Origin of the sequence: uncultured Agrobacterium sp. (genome assembly GCF_913777885.1) — a bacterium.
Taxonomy (GTDB): domain Bacteria; phylum Pseudomonadota; class Alphaproteobacteria; order Rhizobiales; family Rhizobiaceae; genus Agrobacterium.
Genome location: NZ_CAJYTV010000018.1, coordinates 277,928 through 297,449, shown reverse-complemented (window position 1 = coordinate 297,449; position 19,522 = coordinate 277,928). Strand labels below are relative to the sequence as shown.

Below are 19,522 nucleotides of genomic sequence, written 5' to 3'. Positions count from 1 at the left end.
TCAGACGCGGCCGAGGGCAAAGCCCTTGGCGATGTAGTTTCGGACAAAATAGATGACGAGCGCTCCGGGGATGATCGTCAGCACGCCAGCAGCCGCCAGAACACCCCAATCCATCCCCGAAGCAGAAACTGTGCGTGTCATGGTCGCGGCAATCGGCTTTGCCGCCGTCGTGGTCAGGGTTCTGGCGAGCAGTAGCTCGACCCATGAGAACATGAAGCAGAAGAAGGCCGCTACGCCGATGCCGCTCGCGATCAGAGGCATGAAGATCTTCACGAAAAAGCGCGGGAAAGAGTATCCGTCGATATAGGCGGTCTCGTCGATTTCCTTCGGAACGCCGGACATGAAGCCTTCCAAAATCCACACCGCCAGCGGCACGTTGAACAGGCAGTGGGCGATTGCGACTGCGATATGCGTGTCGATCAGACCGAAGGCGGAATAAAGCTGGAAGAAAGGCAGAGCGAAGACGGCCGGGGGTGCCATGCGGTTGGTGAGCAGCCAAAAGAACAGATGCTTGTCGCCCAGGAACCGATAGCGGGAGAAGGCATAGGCCGCTGGCAGGGCCGCTGCGACCGAGATGACGGTGTTCAGCGCCACATAGATGATCGAGTTGATGTAACCGTTATACCAGGACGGGTCGGTAAAGATGATCGTGTAGTTACGCAGCGTCGGGTTTTGCGGCCAGAGCGAGAAGGCACCGAGGATTTCGGCATTCTCCTTGAAACTCATATTCACTAGCCAGTAGATCGGCAGCAGGAGGAAGATGATGTAGATCGTCGGTATCAAAAAGGAAAACCGGCTCATGGTGGAATTGCTCATATTGGTCTCCTTTCTCACGCATCCGCGTCGCTGTTGGTCATGACGGTGTAGAAGATCCAGGACAGTGCCAGGATGATCAGGAAGTAGATGATCGACATTGCCGCAGCAGGACCCAGATCGAACTGACCGACAGCCATCTTCACGAGGTCGATCGAGAGGAATGTCGTGGAGTTGCCGGGACCGCCGCCGGTGACGACAAACGGTTCGGTGTAGATCATGAAACTGTCCATGAAGCGTAGCAGCACGGCGATCAGCAACACGCGCTTCATCTTCGGCAGTTGAATGAAGCGGAAGACGGACCAACGCGAGGCGCCATCGATGCGGGCGGCCTGATAATAGGCATCCGGAATAGAGACAAGACCGGCATAGCAGAGCAGCACGACAAGGCTTGTCCAGTGCCACACGTCCATAACGATGACGGTCGCCCAGGCATCCACCGGATCCTGCGTATAGTTATAGTCGATGCCGAGCATCGAGAGGTAATGGCCAAGGAAGCCGATATCGACGCGGCCGAAAACCTGCCAGATGGTGCCGACGACGTTCCATGGGATGAGGAGCGGCAGCGCCATCAGCACGAGGCAGACCGGAACGCCTAACCCCTTTTTCGGCATGTTCAGCGCAATCAGGATTCCAAGCGGAATTTCAATGGCCAGAATGACAAGCGAGAAAATCAGGTTGCGGATGAGCGCATCCCAGAAGCGAGGAGAATGCAGCATCTGCACGAACCAGTCGGTGCCCGCCCAGAAGAACTCGTTATTGCCGAACGTATCCTGCACCGAGTAGTTGACGACCGTCATCAGCGGGATGACGGCTGAAAAGGCGACGAGCACCAAAACCGGAATGACGAGGAACCAGGCCTTGTTGTTGACTGTCTTGTCCATGGCTCAGGCTCCTGTTCCGACGCGCCAGCTATCGGCGTAAATGCCGATCGCTTTTGGATCGAAAGTCACGCGCGGGTCTGCGGGAATCTCACCATCTTCCGGCACCACGATGGTCAGCGGTTGTCCCGCAAAGCTGGAGCGTACGACCTTCTGCCGACCGATGTCCTCCACCTTGTTGATCGAGACCGGCATGCCGTCGCGACCAAGCGAGATGAATTCGGGACGGATGCCAAGTTCGGTTTTTGCACCCGCGCTGACGTTTGGCGCAGAGGACAGTGCAATTGTCTGGTCGCCGACCGTTGCCTGTGCGCCGTTCAGAGAAACCGGCATCACATTCATGCCAGGCGAGCCAATGAAGTAACCGACGAAAGTGTGGCTTGGCTTCTCGAAGAGCTCCGCAGGCGTCCCGATCTGGACAATCTGGCCGTCATACATGACGACGACCTTGTCCGCGAATGTCAGGGCTTCGGTCTGATCGTGCGTGACATAGACCATTGTGAAGCCGAACTGGCGGTGAAGTCGCTTCAACTGCGAGCGCAGCACCCACTTCATATGCGGATCGATGACCGTCAGCGGCTCGTCGAAGAGGATGGCGTTCACATCATTGCGCACTAGCCCGCGCCCGAGTGAGATCTTCTGCTTCTGGTCGGCCGTCAAGCCTCGCGCACGGCGCTTCGCCATCGCGGCAAGATCGATCATCTCTAGAATTTCCTTGACGCGACGATCAACATCCGGCTCGGCCACGCCGCGATTGCGCAAAGGAAAGGCGAGATTGTCATAGACCGTCATCGTGTCGTAGATGACCGGGAACTGGAAAACCTGCGCGATGTTGCGCTGCTCTGTCGGCAGGGTAGTAACGTCCTTGCCATCGAAGAGAATGCGACCATCCGACGGGTGGATCAATCCGGAAATGATGTTGAGCAAGGTCGTCTTGCCGCAACCGGACGGCCCGAGAAGCGCATAGGCCCCGCCATCGCTCCATTCGTGATGCACTTCTTTCAGAGCGTAATCGTTGGCTGCTTTGGCCTTGGCGTTGTAGGCGTGGCGGATATGGTCGAGACTGATACGTGCCATGTCTCTATCTCCTCACGCGGCAGCAAGCTTAGGAGCGGCAAGGGAACGGCCATTCACGTCGAAGGCCATCAGGTGACGGGTATCGAGATAGATATCGATCTGCCGGTCCGGCTCGATATCGAGAATGCCGCGTGTCAGCATGACCCATCGGTGGCCGGCAAAATCCAGATGGATGAAGCTCTCCGAACCGGCAATTTCAGACACCAGCGTCTTTGCCTTAAGTTTCACGGCATTGATGTTGGTCGGCTCGGGATAAAGGTGGTGTGGATGAAATGCTGCCGTCATCGGCCCGTCAGCAATTCCGGAAAGATGAGCGGGCACGGCGAAAGCCGGCTGGCCATTTTGCAGGAAGGAGCCGCCTGCTTTCGTCAGTTCGACGATGTTCAAGGGCGGATCGGCAAAGGTTCTGGCGGAGATAAGATCCACCGGATTACGATACATATCGATGGTCGGGCCATATTGGGTGATACGGCCTTGGCTCAGCGTTGCCGTATTGCCACCAAGCAGGAGTGCCTCGGAAGGCTCGGTGGTTGCGTAGACAAAGATCGCGCCGGACGAGGCGAAGATCTTGGGCAACTCCTCGCGTAGTTCTTCGCGCAGCTTGTAATCGAGGTTGGCAAGCGGCTCGTCCAGAAGAACGAGGCTGGCATTCTTGACGATGGCGCGAGCAAGGGCGGTGCGCTGCTGCTGGCCGCCGGAAAGATTGAGTGGCGTGCGCTCCAGATAGGGCGTCAGCTTCAACAGCTCTGCCGCCTTGCGCACCTCGCGATCGATCGTGGCACTATCCTTTTTGGCGATCCGCATCGGGGAGGCGATGTTTTCGTAAACGGAAAGCGAGGGATAGTTGATGAACTGCTGATAGACCATGGCAACGCTGCGATCCTGCACGCGTTTGCCTGTCACGTCAGTGCCATCGAACATCAGCGAGCCTTCGGTCGGCTTGTCGAGGCCGGCCATCAGCCGCATCAGGGATGTCTTGCCGGACAAGGTCGGGCCCAGCAGGACGTTCAGCGTGCCCCGCTTGAGTGTGAGATTGGTCGGGTAGATATGATAATCCCCACCCACCATCTTCGCGATATTGCGCAATTCAAGCATTCTGTCCCGCGGCCTCCTCCACCAGCAAGATGTCTGCAATCAATATGCTTCATGCAGCGCCGTTACGGCGCGTATAAATCAGTCGTCTCAAGCAGCCTTCGTCATCATGTAATCGTTAAGGGCTGCGGCTTCCTCCCTGGAAAAATGCAAGCCCTGTTTCGTTCTGCGCCAGAGCACATCCTCGCTCGTTCTGGCCCATTCCTTTTCCATGAGCCATGCGACTTCGCGCTCGTAAAGGTCGCCGCCGAAACGCCTGCCCAGTGCCTCCACACTGGCCGCATCTCCCAAGATCACTGCAGCCTTTGTTCCGTAGAGCCGGACAAGACGACGCGCGTGGCGGTCCGAGAGAAAGCCGTAGATGGCCTTCAGTTTTGCCACTTCGGCCTCGTATCCCGTCGGTGCAAAATCGCCGCCCGGCAGTGAGCTTTTTGCCGTCCAGGGCGAACCCTTGGCGCCGATCGCTTCGGTGATTTTTTCCAGCGCATGCTCGGCCAGGCGACGATAGGTCGTGAGTTTGCCGCCGAAGACGTTGAGCAGTGGCGGTTCGCCGGTGTTCTGCTCCAGCTTCAAGACGTAGTCGCGCGTGGCTTCCTGCGCCTTGGATGCGCCGTCATCATAGAGCGGACGAACGGCGGAATAGGTCCAGACGATATCGTCCTTCGTTACCGGCTCGGCGAAATATTCGCTTGCCGCCTTGCAGAGATAATCCGTCTCCTCGTCGCTGATCCGCACCTGCGAAGGATCGCCGTCATAATCGCGGTCGGTCGTGCCAATCAGGGTGAAGTCAGTTTCGTAGGGAATGGCGAAAATGATGCGGTTATCGGGGTTCTGGAAGAAATAGGCACGTGGGTCGTTGAACTTCTTCTTCACGACGATGTGGCTGCCCTGAACGAGGCGGACATTATGAACCTGGTTCTTTCCGGCGGCATTGGACAACACCTGATCCACCCAAGGACCGGCGGCGTTGACCAGCATTCGTGCCTGCACCGTTTTCAACTCGCCGCTTTGAATGTCCTGGACGTTGATGGTCCAAAGACCGTTCTCGCGGCGGACGGAGGTGACTTTCGAGCGGTTCATGATGTCTGCGCCGCGATCAGCCGCATCACGTGCGTTCAGCACCACGAGGCGGGCGTCATCCACCCATCCATCGGAATATTCGAAGGCCTTGGTGAAAAGCGGCTTCAACGGCTTGCCGGCCGGATCGCGTCGCATGTCGAGCGACTTTGTCGCAGGCAGCAATTTGCGGCCGCCAAGGTGATCGTAGAGAAAGAGACCGAGCCGGATCAGCCAGGCAGGGCGAATGCCGCCCTTATGGAAGGGCAGAACGAAGCGCATCGGCCAGATGATATGCGGGGCCATGGCCCAGAGAACTTCACGTTCCATCAGCGCTTCACGCACGAGACGGAATTCATAGTGTTCCAGATAGCGCAACCCGCCGTGGATCAATTTCGTGGCGCCGGAGGATGTGCCTGAAGCAAAGTCCTTCATCTCGGCAAGCGTTACGGAATATCCCCGACCGGCCGCATCACGCGCAATGCCGCAGCCATTAATGCCACCGCCGATCACGAAGATGTCGCGAACCGCCTCTTGAGCCACCTGTCCCACTCCCTGATGTTGCGCGTGCAAGCCGAACGATTTTTTTGTTAAAGAGAAAATAAAAGGAACTCAAAGTGAATGTCAAACGAAACTATTGTCTATAGCGTCGCCATTCAGTGGAGCTGTTTCGACCAGCTCTACGCCTGCTTCGCGGCAGATCTCTCTAATGGCATCTGATGGACAGTGGTCGGTGATAAAAGTCTGAACCTGCGACAGATGGCCTATTCTGACCGGGGCAGTGCGTTCGAATTTGCTTGAGTCGCTGGCAAGAATCACATGGCGAGCATTGGCGATGATGGCTTGGGCCACTTTCACCTCTCGAAAGTCGTAGTCGAGCAGCGCGCCGTCCGGATCTATGGCGGAAACGCCGATCACTGCATAATCGACCTTGAACTGACGGATAAAATCAACCGCTGCCTCACCGACAATGCCACCATCGGTGCCGCGCACCACGCCGCCAGCTATGATGACTTCGATAGAGGGGAAGATCCGCAGCCGGTTCGCGACATTGATGTTGTTGGTAATGACCATCAGTTCCTGATGATCGAGGAGCGCATCCCCCACCGCCTCTGTCGTAGTGCCGATGTTGATGAAAAGCGATGACTTGTGCGGTATGATGGTTGCCGCAGCCTTCCCGATCGCCTGCTTCTCAGCCGCCGCGATCGAGCGGCGCGCCTCATAGCGCATATTTTCCGTACCGTTGGGGAAAATCGCACCGCCGTGGATGCGGTTCAGCGTGCGGTTCTCACAAAGCTCGTTTAAGTCCTTGCGGATCGTTTGCGGGGTAACGGAAAAGCGTGTTGCGAGGTCTTCGACGAGCACACGTCCCTCGGCTTTGGCAAGCTCTATTATCTCAGTTTGACGTGTGCTGAGAAACATTCGATGACCCCCTAAATCTTTTCGTTTTGGTTCAGTTTAACCGAAAACGAAAGGCGCTCAAGCGTCCTTCGACGCTATTTACAACCCGTCTGTCAGAAGCGGATTCTTCTGAAGATTAGACTTATCTGAACTTTCAGGTTCATCTTTTTCCACAGCCGGTTACGAAATTGGGGGCAAATTTGTCAGTCAGCTTGACCGATTACAGCGCCTCGTATCCCGATATTTTTTCAGCATATTTTCCGTTGCCGCATTGTTGCGCAGCCACGCCGCGTGCCTGTTCGAGGGGCAAGTTTGACGTGGCTGCAAATATTGGGGGTTGCGCGTCAAGCCAATATGGCCTTGTTTTAGGCCTCTCAACTGTCTGGGAGCATAAAAAAATGATTTCGTTTAAAACGACAACACGGGCCGCACTTCTTCTTGGCTCGCTTCTGATTGGCGCCAGTTCCGCTCTTGCTGAAACCGTTCTGCATCGCGGTAATTCCGGGGAACCTCAAACCCTCGATCAGGCACAGACCTCGATCAATATCGAAGCTTTCATTCTGAAGGACCTCTATGAGGGCCTGACGATCTATGACGCGGCCGGCAAGATCATTCCCGGCACAGCCGAGAGCTGGAAGCTGTCGGATGACGGCACCGTCTACACGTTCAAGCTGCGCGACAATGCCAAGTGGTCGGATGGTTCTCCGGTGACGGCGGAGGACTTCGTGTTCTCCTACAAGCGCGTGCAGGACCCGAAGACGGCTTCGAAATACGCCAATATCCTCTATCCCATCAAGAATGCCGAAAAGATCAACAAGGGCGAATTGCCTGTCGATCAGCTCGGCGTGAAGGCCGTGGACGACAAGACGCTGGAAGTTACGCTCGAGCGGCCGACGCCTTTCTTCCTTGAGCTGCTCGCTCACCAGACCGCGCTTCCCATTTCCAAGGCGAGCTATGAGAAGAACGGCAATGACTTCGTCAAACCCGGCGTCATGGTTTCGAACGGCGCCTATACGCTGCAGTCTCATGTTCCCAATGACAGCCTGACGGTGGTGAAGAACGCCAATTTCTGGGACGCAGCCAATACCAAAATTGACAAGGTGATTTTCTACCCGATCGACGACCAGGCCGCATCGGTGCGTCGCTTTGAAGCAAAGGAAATGGATCTCGCCTACAACTTCTCGGCCGATCAGCTCGATCGTCTGCGCAAGTCCTATGGCGAACAGGTTCACGTGTCGCCGACACTTGCGACCTATTACTACACGTTCGATACGCGAGAGGCGCCTTATAGCGACGTTCGCGTTCGCCGGGCTCTTTCCATGGCGGTCGATCGCGACTTCCTCGCAAAGGAAATCTATAGCGGTTCGCAGGTTCCGGCCTACTCGATGGTGCCGCCCGGCATGGACTCCTATGGCGAGCCCGCAAAGGCCGATTTCGCCGCCATGTCGCAGCTTGATCGTGAAGACGAAGCGCTCAAGCTGATGAAGGAAGCCGGTTACGGTGAAGGCGGCAAGCCGCTCTCCATCGAAATCCGCTACAACACCAACCCGAACCATGAGCGCGTGGCAACCGCCATTGCCGATATGTGGAAGAACACTTTCGGTGCCAAGGTTTCGCTCGTGAATCTCGACGTTGCCTCGCATTATGGCTACCTGCAGGAAGGCGGCAAGTACAATGTCGCGCGTGCCGGCTGGGTTGCTGACTATGCGGACGCCGAAAACTTCCTGGCGCTTTCCATCTCTTCCAACAAGACCTTCAACTATGCGAAGTTCAACAATGCCGACTATGACGCATTGATGCAGAAGTCTTACGAGGAAAAGGACCCGGCAGCCCGCTCCAAGCTGCTGCATGAGGCTGAAACCATTCTGATGAAGGAACAGCCGGTGGCACCGTTTCTGACCCAGGCCGACCTTTGGCTGGTATCGGATCGCGTCAAGGGTTGGCACGACAACGCTGCCAATGAACATTTGAGCCGCTTTCTGAGCGTTTCCGAATAAGCAGCGCTGGCGCGGCGGTTCATAGGGTCCGCCGTGCCTTGCCCGGAGCCTGAAGATCCATGATTTCATTTGTTCTGCGCCGTTTGGCGAGCGCGGTGCCGACGCTGTTCATCGTCGTCACCATTTCTTTTTTCCTGATGCGTTTTGCGCCGGGCGGTCCGTTCAACCTCGAACGGCCGCTACCGCCACAAACGATGGAAAACCTGATGAGGACTTATCATCTGGATGAACCATTGTGGCGTCAGTATCTAATTTATCTGCGCAATGCGGTGACCGGAGATTTCGGCCCGAGTTATATTTACAAGGACAACACTGTCGCTCAGTTGATCGGCAAGGGCCTGCCTTATTCGCTGGAGCTTGGCTGCTACGCGCTGCTTTTGGCGCTGATCGGCGGCGTGACAGCTGGCACCTTCGCCGCCCTTCGACAAAACAGCGCTTTCGATTTCTCCATCATGTCGATTTCGACAGTTGGCGTTACAGTGCCGAACTTCGTCGTTGCACCCGTTCTGACGCTCGTCTTCGCGGTGTTCCTCGGCCTGTTGCCCGCCGGTAGCTGGGGTGATGGATCGCTACGCTATCTCATTTTGCCAATGATTGCGCTGGCCCTGCCGCAGCTTGCAGTGATTGCCCGCCTGACCCGTGGTGCGATGATCGAGGCTTTGCGGATGGACCATATCCGGACCGCCAAGGCTTACGGGCTTCCGGCCAAAAGCGTCGTGGTGTTTCATGCGATGCGCGCCGCCATGCTGCCGGTCGTTTCCTATCTGGCGCCTTGCGCAGCGGCACTTCTCACCGGTTCCGCGGTGATCGAAACCATCTTCACGATCCCAGGGGTCGGCCGGTACTTCGTTCTTGGCGCCATCAACCGCGACTACACGCTGGTCATGGGAACCGTCGTTCTCGTCGCCATTTTCGTCATCCTGTTCAATCTCGTGGTCGATATTCTCTACGGCCTGCTCGATCCGAGGGTCCGACATGACTGATATCGCAACCAATCCTTCAATTGTATCCACTGTGGAGAGCCGAAGCCTCTTCCAGCTGGCGGCTATGCGCTTCCGGCGCAACAAGGCAGCGATGGCGGGTTCCGTCATGCTGGTGCTGATCACGCTTTTTTCCTTCATCGGTCCACATTTCCTGACCCACACCTACGATCAGGTGTTCTCTTCCTACGTCTCTGTGCCGCCAAGCCTGGAACCGCGTCCGGACGTGAACAATCTGCAGGAGGTGATGAAAGGCGTCGCAAGCCGGGCGCGTGTTGACTTGAAGGAGTTTGCTGTCAGCGGACAGACCTTTACGGCGACCGTGACCTCCAGCTCCGCCATCGATCCGCGCACGACACGCTATTTCGACCGTGCCAACGAGTTCGAAAACACCAAGGTCGTTGCCACCGAAGACGATGGCCGGACACTGAAGCTGGAAGGCGAGGTGAACCGCGAATACTTCTTCTTCGGCACCGATACCAACGGGCGCGATATGCTGGCCCGCGTCATGCTTGGCGGGCAGATCTCGATTGCGGTCGGCGTTCTGGCGAGCCTCGTGTCGCTTGGTATTGGCGTCGTCTATGGCGCGACAGCCGGTTACATCGGTGGACGCGTAGACAATGTGATGATGCGCTTTGTCGAAATTCTCTATTCGCTACCCTTCGTCTTCCTGGTCGTGGTGCTCGTCGTCTTCTTTGGCCGAAGCTTCATCCTGATCTTTCTGGTGATCGGGGCGGTGGAATGGCTGGATATGGCGCGTATCGTCCGAGGCCAGACGCTTGCACTCAAGCGACGGGAATTCGTCGGTGCGGCACAGGCTTTGGGTTTGAGCGATTGGCAGATCATTCGCCGTCATATCATTCCCAACACCATCGGCCCGGTCGTTGTTTTCGTCACTGTGGTCGTGCCGAAGGTCATTTTGCTGGAAAGTTTCCTCTCCTTCCTCGGCCTTGGCGTTCAGGCGCCGTTGACGAGTTGGGGTGCGTTGATCTCAGAAGGCGCCAACAACATGCAGTCGGCACCTTGGCTTCTGATCTTCCCGGCGCTGTTCTTCGTGTTGACCCTGTTCTCTCTCAACTTTGTGGGTGACGGGTTGCGTGACGCACTCGATCCAAAGGATCGCTGATATGACGACATCTGAAACCATTCTTTCGGTTCGCAATCTCAAGGTCGATTTCACCACGCCGGACGGCATGGTCAATGCCGTCAAGGGTATCGACCTCGATGTTCGCCAAGGTGAGACCATTGCTGTCGTCGGTGAATCCGGTTCCGGCAAGAGCCAGACGATGATGGGCATTATGGGGCTTCTCGCCTCAAATGGTGTCATCCAGGGATCGGCGAAATATCGTGGCCGCGAGCTTGTCGGTCTTCCGGTCGATGAGCTCAACACCATCCGTGGCGCGAAGATCACCATGATCTTCCAGGAGCCGATGACCTCGCTCGATCCGCTTTACCGGATCGGCGCGCAGATTGCCGAGCCGATCCTGCACCATCGCGGCGGCAGCAAGAGCGAGGCGCGTGCGCGCGTTCTCGAACTGTTGAAGCTGGTCGGCATTCCCGAGCCGGAACGCCGCATCGACAGCTACCCACATGAGCTTTCCGGCGGGCAACGCCAGCGCGTGATGATTGCCATGGCGCTGGCAAACGAGCCCGATATCCTGATTGCGGATGAGCCGACTACGGCGCTGGACGTCACGATCCAAGCGCAGATCCTCGATCTGTTGAAGTCCTTGCAGCAACGCTTCGGCATGGCCGTGGTGCTGATCACCCACGACCTCGGCGTGGTGCGCCATTTTGCCGATCGCGTTACGGTAATGCGGCGCGGAGAGGTGGTCGAGGCAGGCACGACGGAGGATATTTTCGAGCGCCCGCAAGCGGATTACACAAAGATGCTGCTCGATGCCGAGCCGAGCGGCCACAAGCCGCCGGTGGCAGATGGCACGCCCGTCGTACTGTCGGGCCAGAATGTCACCGTCGATTACGATATTCCTGGTGGCTTCCTGTCGAAGGCCAGCGTGTTTCGTGCGGTCGATGGCGTGAGTATCAATCTGCGCCAGGGCCAGACCATTGGTATCGTCGGTGAATCCGGTTCAGGCAAATCGACGCTTGGCCGCGCGCTTCTGAGGCTAACCCACGCCAACGGACGCATCACTTTCGAGAAGAAGGAGATTACGGGGCTGGACCGCAAGGCAATGCGCCCCCTGCGTCGTCGGCTGCAACTCGTGTTCCAGGATCCCTATGGATCACTTTCGCCCCGCCAGACAGTGGGCGAGATCATAACCGAAGGTCTTTTCGTTCACGAACCGCAACTGACCCGCGCCGAGCGGGATAAGCGCGCCATCGAAGCGCTGAAGGAAGTCGGCCTCGATCCGGCAGCCAGAAACCGCTATCCGCACGAATTCTCCGGCGGCCAGCGCCAGCGTATTGCGATTGCCAGAGCCATCATCCTGAAGCCCGACGTCGTCGTGCTGGACGAGCCGACATCGGCGCTCGACCGTTCGGTGCAGGGGCAGGTGATCGATCTGTTGCGCGAGCTGCAGAAAACGCACGGGCTTTCCTACATCTTCATCAGCCACGACCTTTCGGTCATCAAGGCGATTTCGGATTACGTGATCGTGATGAAAGATGGGAAGATCGTGGAAGAAGGAGAGACCGACGCGATCTTCAACGCGCCATCTGCCGACTACACCAAGACGCTGATCAAATCCGCTTTCACTGCGGATGTCGCGGCCTGAGGTGGTGATAGCGCAATACGTACTATCGATCGTATATGCCCCGCTTCGGCGGGGCATTTTCTTGTAGTCTGCTTGCCATCCCAAGATTACTGCAAAGGAACCAGTGAGGCTTCTCGACGTTATAGCGCTGTGAACATTGACGTGTGCCGAAGTAATGGCACTGAGGAGGCAACATGCGAAAGATTATTCAAGTTGCAGGACTTGCTGTTACTATGGCAGTTTCAAGCGTCGCCGTATCTACCGTTGCAAAGGCGCAGGATGTCGAGCTGCGGATCGGCCCAGACGGCGTCCGCCCGGTCATCCGCGATCGCGATCGTGATCTGGACCGCCGCGGTCCTCCACGTATGGCTGGCTGCAGCGAACGCGAAGCCCGCGCCGCCGCCCGCGCCTCTGGCCTGCGCGATCCTGAAGTCGTCCGCATGACGCCACGCCGCGTGGTCGTCGAAGGCGACACCCGCCGCGGCCCCGACACCATCACCTTCGCCAACCAGCGCGGTTGTCCGGAGATTTGATTTTAGGTTTTCGGAATAGGTGAGAAAGGCCCGTTTAGGCGGGCCTTTTTACGTTAGGTCTTATGGCGTATTTCAGTCATGATTTTTTAAGGCGAAAATGAGATTCCCTTATTAGTTGAGTTCTTATCGAGTTGCTCTAATGCCTATCAGAACACACACAAATGACATCAAGGAGCGCTTGTCAGTAGCCTATGTTACCGCAGTTGCGGCACGTGCGGGGTGTCAAATAATCCATCTCCATGTCGACAAACAAAGCATTGACGCCACGGTGCGGCCGATCAGTGGTAGTAAGATTTCCGTAGATCTTCAGTTAAAGTCTACCTCAAGGGACTGCTTGAAGGAAAATGAAATTTCATTTCCGCTTCCTATAAAGAATTATGATGATCTTCGGACAAGTGTATCAACTGCTCTCCACTTCCTCGTTGTTCTTGTACTCGAGCCGGCAGAGCTGGACTGGTTAGTGTCTGACGAAAATTCATTGTTGATTAAAAGGTGTGCCTATTGGGTTGATTTAAGAGGCTCGCCTCCTGTTCGAAACGAAACATCAGTCACAATCTCGATTCCCCGAAGCCAAATCTTCGACGTGCAAGCGCTCCAGATTATGATGCAAAAGGCTTATGATGCCATCAACCAGGAACAGGAGGTGGGCCAGTGAGAACCGGATTCGTCGAGCAGTCAGGTCTTTTATCACTGTCTCCGAGGGATGTTGCTGGCTGGCTGCGAATGCGCGGTTTTTTACATATCGGTTCGGTAGGCGAATATGGTGCTCTGTTTCGTCGAACGAAACACGACAATGAACAGGAGCTACTTCTACCTACGTCGCCAAGCACTCGCGACTTCGTCATCAGAATGCGTCAACTGATCGAAGATTTGTCCGAGTATGAGGAACGTCGATCAAACGAAGTTATGACCGATCTGTACATGGCGCCTTTTGATGTAGTTAAGGTGAGGTCTCCCGACGCTGACGACTATGGCTCGATTAGATTTTCAGCGGGAATTGATCTACACGCAGAGTCAAAAAATCTGTTGCGTGCGGCAGCTAACGCCGCGGCGTCTAACATACCCCGTAGGAGTTGGAGAGGCCGCAGTTTCGACGAGGTAAATGACTATCTTGGAAATGTCCGGCTGGGCCAAACGCAAATAGGCAGCTTTGTGTTGAACGTCCTCAGTCCATGGGACTTCTCTTCTGGAAATCAGGTATCGCTTGATCTGAGCGAACCATCATTTGGCCGACGAGTCACTAACTCGTTGGCGGCGGCACTTTCAGCCACAGAAAGGGCCCTTAGAAAGTCTGTGGTGCAGGGCGCTCAACCAATTGTTGACTCTTATAAATCCGGCATCAGTTCCAATTTCTGCGCGGCGCTAGCGCGACTGGCTGCCGAGGGAGACGGAGTGGATGTGGGGCTAGCATGGAGTCCCTCCGCCCCAAAAGATAAAGTAGTGAATTTATCGCTGCGGAGAGAGGATGCTGCAGTCCTGACGGAAGCATCAGTGCTGCTAGCTAGTCAGGAGGCGGAGCCAAATTTCACAATTGAAGGGCTTGTTACACTTATCTCCGATCCATCGCAAAAGTCTGAAGGCTCAGTGATCGTGGAGACTGTTTTAGCCGGGGCACTACGAAAAGTTCGCATGAAATTCACACCTGGAGACCGTGCGCTGATATACGAGGCGGCAGAAGGGCGGAAGTGGATAAGCGTCCAAGGTGATTTGCAACGTCAAGGTCAGCGCCTTATCCTCGAAAATGCTCGTGATATAGCTATAATTACTCCTCAGGAGACCGATCTTGATCTAATCTCGTAACAAGAGGCGAAGGCTACATACCCCTGATCCCTTGTTTAGCGCGGAATAGCGGAAGTAGGCTAAAAAGATTAGCTAGGGCAGGCGACTCGAATATTTCGAGCCGCCTCATCTCATTTAGTCCATCAGCTACAGCCGCTCGTTGCGCCACAGGTGTCGCACTTCTCGCAAGTTCCATTCCGAACCATCGTGAAGTTTTGGCACTCGGAGCACATGTTGCCCGTATAGCCTTGGGCGATCGAGCGCATGCGGCGTTCGTTTTCCACCTTCTTGGCGTCGGCCTTGGCAGTGGCGGCATCCGCAGCCGCCTTGTCCGAGAAGAGGCCGGTGGCGCTCTGTTCGGTTTCGGTGACTTCTTCTGCAATCTCTTCGGCCAGTTCGCGGGCGCGTTCCTCATAGTCACGCTTGAAGGCGACGACGTCCGAGGTGGCGACTGAAACGGTCGCCTCCAGCTTGCGGGCTGTATTGCCGGAGATGGCTGTCACGTTTGCCGAGGCGCGGGCAGGGGCTGCGGTTGCAGAACCCTTGATTTCCGCGGAGGCGCGTTCGCTTCCATTGTTGGAGACGAGCGTTGGCTTGTAGCCGCGGGTCAGGCCCTTGGAGACGACATCTGCCTTGCCTTCGGACACGCCGCGACCGAGTGCAGTGTTGGAGAAGTCCGACGTATCGACATGCGCCAGGTCGTGGCGGCCGAGATAGGAGATGGCGAGTTCGCGGAACACGTAGTCGAGGATCGACGTGGCGTTCTTGATCGCGTCATTGCCCGTCACCATGCCGGCAGGCTCGAACTTGGTGAAGGTAAAGGCGTCGACATATTCTTCCAGCGGCACGCCATATTGCAGGCCGAGCGACACGGAAATTGCGAAGTTGTTGATGAAGGCGCGCAGTGCCGAGCCTTCCTTGTTCATATCAAGGAAGATTTCGCCAAGACGACCGTCGTCATATTCGCCGGTGCGAAGGAAGATGGTGTGACCTCCGATCTTGGCCTTCTGGGTGTAACCCTTACGGCGGGTCGGCAGCTTTTCCTGGCTGCGAACGACGCGCTCGATGATGCGCTCGACGATCTTTTCGGTGATGGTGACGGCCTGGGCTGCCTGTGGCTGAGCCAGCAGCTCTTCCATGGCGTCCTCGTCGTCCTCATCTTCGACAAGCGAAGCATTGAGCGGCTGGGAAAGCTTGGAGCCATCGCGGTAAAGGGCGTTGGCCTTCAGCGCCAGCTTCCAGGAAAGCATGTAGGCTGCGCCGCAATCTTCCACCGTCGCATCATTCGGCATGTTGATCGTCTTGGAGATCGCACCCGAAATGAAGGGCTGTGCCGCCGCCATCATGCGGATGTGCGATTCCACCGAGAGATAACGCTTGCCGATCTTGCCGCAGGGGTTGGCGCAATCGAAGACGGACAGATGCTCGTCCTTCAAGAACGGCGCGCCTTCCAGCGTCATCGCACCGCAAACGTGAACGTTTGCCGCTTCGATGTCTTTCTTCGAGAAGCCGAGATGCTCCAGCAGGTTGAAGCTGATGTCGGACAGCTGCTCGTCGGAAACCTTCAGCGTGTCCTTCAGGAAGTCGGCGCCGAGTGTCCACTGGTTGAAGACGAACTTGATGTCGAAGGCGCTCTTCAGCGCGCCGTTGACGGCTTCGATCTTCTCATCAGTGAAGCCCTTTGCCTTCAGCGAGCCGGGGTTGATGCCGGGCGCCTGGTTCAGGTTGCCGTGGCCGACAGCATAGGCTTCGATCTCGGCGATCTGGCTTTCGGAGTAGCCGAGCGAACGCAGCGATTCCGGAACCGCACGGTTGATGATCTTGAAGTAGCCGCCGCCTGCGAGCTTCTTGAACTTCACCAGCGCAAAGTCAGGCTCAATACCGGTGGTGTCGCAATCCATGACGAGGCCGATCGTACCAGTTGGCGCGATAACGGTGGTCTGGGCGTTGCGGTAACCGTTCTGCTCGCCAAGTTCCAGCGCCTTGTCCCAGGCAGCAACGGCGTGCTTGATCAGTTCCTGATCGGTGCAATCGGCATGGATCAGCGGAACCGGGTTTACCGACAGGCCTTCGTAGCCATAGGCGAGGCCCTGGGCTGCACGGCGGTGGTTGCGGATGACGCGCAGCATGTTGTCGCGGTTCGGCGCAAAGCCTGGGAATGGGCCAAGCTCGCCTGCCATTTCGGCAGAGGTCGCGTAGGACACGCCGGTCATGATGGCGGTCAGGGCGCCTGCAATCGCACGGCCTTCGTCGCTGTCATAAGGAATGCCCGACGACATCAGCAGGCCGCCGATGTTGGCGTAGCCGAGGCCCAGTGTGCGGTATTCGTAAGAGCGTTCGGCAATCTGACGCGATGGGAACTGCGCCATCATTACCGAGACCTCGAGAACGACGGTCCACAGGCGAACGGCGTGCTCGTAATCGGCAATGTTGATCTTCTTGGTAGCGGCGTCCTTGAACTGAAGGAGGTTCAGCGAAGCAAGGTTGCAGGCCGTATCGTCCAGGAACATGTATTCTGAGCATGGGTTGGATGCACGGATGGAACCGGCGGCAGGCGAGGTGTGCCAGTCGTTCATGGTGGTGTTGAAGTGCAGGCCCGGATCGGCAGAGGCCCAAGCGGCATGCGAGATCTTTTCCCACAGGTCGCGTGCCTTCAGCGTCTTCATCACCTTGCCGTCGCGGCGGGCGGTGAGGTTCCAGTCGCCGTCGCTTTCGACAGCGCGCAGGAAATCGTCCTTCAACGAAACGGAGTTGTTGGAGTTCTGGCCAGACACAGTCAGGTAGGCTTCCGAATCCCAGTCGGTATCATAGGTCTTGAATTCGATATCCTTATAACCCTGCTGGGCGAACTGGATGACGCGCTTGATGTAGTTTTCCGGAACCTGATCCTTCTTGGCAGCGCGGATTTCGCGCTTCAGGGCAGGGTTCTTGGCAGGATCGAAGCAATCGCCGTTATCGCCTTCGCAGTTGATGCAGGCCTTCATGATGGCCTTGAGGTGCTTGGCGACGATCTTGGAGCCGGTGACGAGGGCAGCAACCTTCTGCTCTTCGTTCACCTTCCAGTCGATATAGGCTTCGATATCCGGGTGATCGGCATCGACGACGACCATCTTGGCCGCACGACGGGTGGTGCCGCCGGACTTGATGGCGCCAGCTGCGCGGTCGCCGATCTTGAGGAAGCTCATCAGGCCGGAGGACTTGCCGCCGCCGGAAAGCTTTTCGCCTTCGCCACGCAGATAGGAGAAGTTGGAGCCCGTGCCGGAGCCGTATTTGAACAGACGGGCTTCGCGAACCCAAAGGTCCATGATGCCGCCTTCGTTGACCAGATCGTCTTCAACGGACTGGATGAAGCAGGCATGCGGCTGGGGATGCTCGTAAGCGGACTTGGACTTGGTCAGCTTGCCGGTGAAGGGGTCGACATAGAAGTGGCCCTGGCCCGGACCATCAATGCCATAGGCCCAATGCAGGCCAGTGTTGAACCACTGCGGCGAGTTCGGCGCAACGCGCTGGGTGGCGAGCATGTAGGCGAGCTCGTCGCGGAAGGCGAGAGCATCTTCTTCGGACGAGAAATACTTGCCCTTCCAGCCCCAATAGGCCCAGGTGCCGGCGAGGCGATCGAAAACCTGACGCGCGTCGATTTCCGAGCCATAACGCTCAGCCTCAGGCAGGTCCTTCATGGCAGCCGTATCGGCAACGGAACGCCACAGGAAGGATGGAACGTCGTTCTCTTCGACCTTCTTCAGGACCTTGGGAACGCCAGCCTTGCGGAAATACTTCTGCGCCAGAACGTCGGTCGCCACCTGGCTGAACTGCGCCGGCACATCAATATCCGCAAGACGGAACACGACGGAACCGTCCGGATTCTTGATTTCGCTAATGGCCTTGCGGAATTCGATTTCCGCGTAAGGCGACTGGCCGGGCTTCGTAAAGCGGCGTTCGATGCGCATCGTTGGTGTCCTTGTCAGTTGGCGCCTGGTCGGGCGCAAAATATCGTTCCGGTGTCGCATGGGCCATGCGCCACCAGTTGTTCGCCGATGAGTTGGAAACGTTCATCTTTGGATGTCGTTCCCTTATGTCGTGGTTATTATGGCCGCAAGCATACTATATATAGTATTAACAGTTTCTTGTTGCCAGACCCCGCCGCACGTTTTGGCAGCATCCCCGACACATGGACACGCCCTCACGTTCCTCACCCCTCATGGTTGGAACGCAAGACAACGCGTGAACAGATACAGGAAAGAACCGCAGATGAACCTGCCGATTCCGTTGCCGCCGCAACGTGGGGCTACTTTTAGAAAACGAGCCGATTCCGTCAAGTGCTAGTTTGTAAGTGTTTATTTACCACAAGATATGGTGTGGATAGGTTGTGGAAAACGGGGAAAGAAAAACCCTCTATAGATTTCAGTGACTTGCACAGAATGAGAGCTATGCCCTTACCTTGCGTGAAGCTTGCCTGTCGCAGCGCAGGGCGTGAAATCGAGCGTTTCCGGGAAGATTCTCGATGTTGCCAAGCGGCAACATGGGATGTCGTTCTACAGCCAATTGTAGCGTGAGCGGCCTTTATGCACAGGCCTACGACTACATCTAGCGGTCTGTGCAGCTCTCTCCTCTAAGCATTTGAGTAGATGGCCCTTACGGTCGCAGGCGCGACGACATGTAGGCTCTCCTTGGACGGTTGATCGCCATGTGGTAATTCCTCAAGTAAAGTTGAGGTCAGCAGACATGACGAGAAAACTTCAGCAGATTCCGCTGGTGCGCGATCTATCTGTCGGGGACGTTGCCGAGCGGGCGGGGGTGGCGGTTTCGACGCTTCACTTTTACGAGGCCGAAGGGCTGATAAAAGGCTGGCGCAATAGCTCCAATCACCGTCGCTACGGGCGCGATGTGCTGAGGCGCATCGCCATCATCAAGGTGGCCCAGAGGGCGGGGATTCCGCTCAAGGAGATTCAGCAGGCATTGAATACTCTGCCGGATGGTCGCACGCCAACGGGAAAGGACTGGCAGAGGCTTGCCACCCATTGGCAGGCCGAACTGGACGACCGTATTGCGCGTCTTACACGGCTGCGCAATCAGCTGACCGGCTGCATCGGCTGTGGCTGTCTTTCGACGGATGAGTGTCCGCTGCGCAATCCGGCAGATATACTGGGTGATAAGGGTGCCGGGCCGGTGCTGCTGGAGCCGGAGCCGGGGCCGTAAGGG

15 protein-coding genes are annotated in these 19,522 nt (G+C 56.8%); 8 read left to right on the top strand and 7 right to left on the bottom strand.

Features of this window, described 5'->3' with window-relative positions:
* The 6 genes from QZ869_RS18210 to QZ869_RS18185 form a co-directional block, all read right to left on the bottom strand.
* Positions 1–816: a carbohydrate ABC transporter permease gene (locus tag QZ869_RS18210; protein WP_296034702.1), complete on the bottom strand. Its 816-nt coding sequence runs from the start codon at positions 814–816 to the stop codon at positions 1–3.
* Positions 817–830: 14 nt separating this feature from the next.
* A complete protein-coding gene (locus QZ869_RS18205; RefSeq protein WP_296017277.1) occupies positions 831–1,697 on the bottom strand; it encodes a carbohydrate ABC transporter permease in 867 nt (288 codons plus the stop codon).
* Positions 1,698–1,700: 3 nt separating this feature from the next.
* Complete coding sequence (locus QZ869_RS18200; RefSeq protein ID WP_296034704.1) at positions 1,701–2,771, bottom strand: ABC transporter ATP-binding protein; 1,071 nt, start codon at positions 2,769–2,771, stop codon at positions 1,701–1,703.
* A gap of 12 nt (positions 2,772–2,783) precedes the next feature.
* Positions 2,784–3,866, bottom strand: a complete 1,083-nt coding sequence (locus QZ869_RS18195) for an ABC transporter ATP-binding protein (RefSeq protein ID WP_296106389.1) — start codon at positions 3,864–3,866, stop codon at positions 2,784–2,786.
* Positions 3,867–3,953: 87 nt separating this feature from the next.
* A complete protein-coding gene (gene glpD / locus QZ869_RS18190; RefSeq protein ID WP_296106387.1) occupies positions 3,954–5,471 on the bottom strand; it encodes a glycerol-3-phosphate dehydrogenase in 1,518 nt (505 codons plus the stop codon).
* Between the two features lie 72 nt (positions 5,472–5,543).
* Positions 5,544–6,341, bottom strand: coding sequence for a DeoR/GlpR family DNA-binding transcription regulator (locus QZ869_RS18185; RefSeq protein ID WP_296106385.1), 798 nt, complete (start codon positions 6,339–6,341; stop codon positions 5,544–5,546).
* 377 nt (positions 6,342–6,718) lie between these two features.
* Here QZ869_RS18185 and QZ869_RS18180 point away from each other — a divergent pair, with 377 nt between their 5' ends.
* The 7 genes from QZ869_RS18180 (at position 6,719) to QZ869_RS18150 (ending at position 14,344) form a co-directional block, all read left to right on the top strand.
* On the top strand, positions 6,719–8,317 hold the full coding sequence (locus QZ869_RS18180) for a peptide ABC transporter substrate-binding protein (protein WP_296034711.1): 1,599 nt from the start codon (positions 6,719–6,721) through the stop codon (positions 8,315–8,317).
* Between the two features lie 59 nt (positions 8,318–8,376).
* Positions 8,377–9,300, top strand: a complete 924-nt coding sequence (oppB, locus tag QZ869_RS18175; RefSeq protein WP_296017268.1) for an oligopeptide ABC transporter permease OppB — start codon at positions 8,377–8,379, stop codon at positions 9,298–9,300.
* On the top strand, positions 9,293–10,423 hold the full coding sequence (locus QZ869_RS18170; protein WP_296106382.1) for an ABC transporter permease: 1,131 nt from the start codon (positions 9,293–9,295) through the stop codon (positions 10,421–10,423). The genes oppB and QZ869_RS18170 overlap by 8 nt, the downstream gene beginning before the upstream one ends.
* A gap of 1 nt (position 10,424) precedes the next feature.
* A complete protein-coding gene (locus QZ869_RS18165) occupies positions 10,425–12,032 on the top strand; it encodes an ABC transporter ATP-binding protein (protein WP_296106380.1) in 1,608 nt (535 codons plus the stop codon).
* Between the two features lie 173 nt (positions 12,033–12,205).
* Complete coding sequence (locus QZ869_RS18160; protein ID WP_296106379.1) at positions 12,206–12,544, top strand: hypothetical protein; 339 nt, start codon at positions 12,206–12,208, stop codon at positions 12,542–12,544.
* A gap of 139 nt (positions 12,545–12,683) precedes the next feature.
* Positions 12,684–13,199 carry a DUF4365 domain-containing protein gene (locus tag QZ869_RS18155; protein WP_296106377.1) on the top strand — a complete coding sequence of 172 codons (516 nt, stop codon included), beginning with the start codon at positions 12,684–12,686 and terminating at the stop codon, positions 13,197–13,199.
* The gene (locus tag QZ869_RS18150; RefSeq protein ID WP_296106375.1) at positions 13,196–14,344 is read left to right on the top strand and encodes a hypothetical protein; all 1,149 of its coding nucleotides are present in this window, start codon (positions 13,196–13,198) and stop codon (positions 14,342–14,344) included. Before QZ869_RS18155 ends, QZ869_RS18150 begins: the two co-directional genes overlap by 4 nt.
* A 122-nt stretch (positions 14,345–14,466) precedes the next feature.
* Here the strand turns inward: QZ869_RS18150 and QZ869_RS18145 are convergent, their stop codons facing one another.
* Complete coding sequence (locus QZ869_RS18145; protein WP_296106373.1) at positions 14,467–18,270, bottom strand: vitamin B12-dependent ribonucleotide reductase; 3,804 nt, start codon at positions 18,268–18,270, stop codon at positions 14,467–14,469.
* Positions 18,271–19,045: 775 nt separating this feature from the next.
* Between QZ869_RS18145 and soxR the strand changes: the two genes are divergently transcribed.
* Entirely contained in the window at positions 19,046–19,519 is a 474-nt protein-coding gene (gene soxR, locus QZ869_RS18140; RefSeq protein ID WP_296106371.1) for a redox-sensitive transcriptional activator SoxR, read from the top strand.
* Positions 19,520–19,522 lie beyond the last annotated feature (3 nt).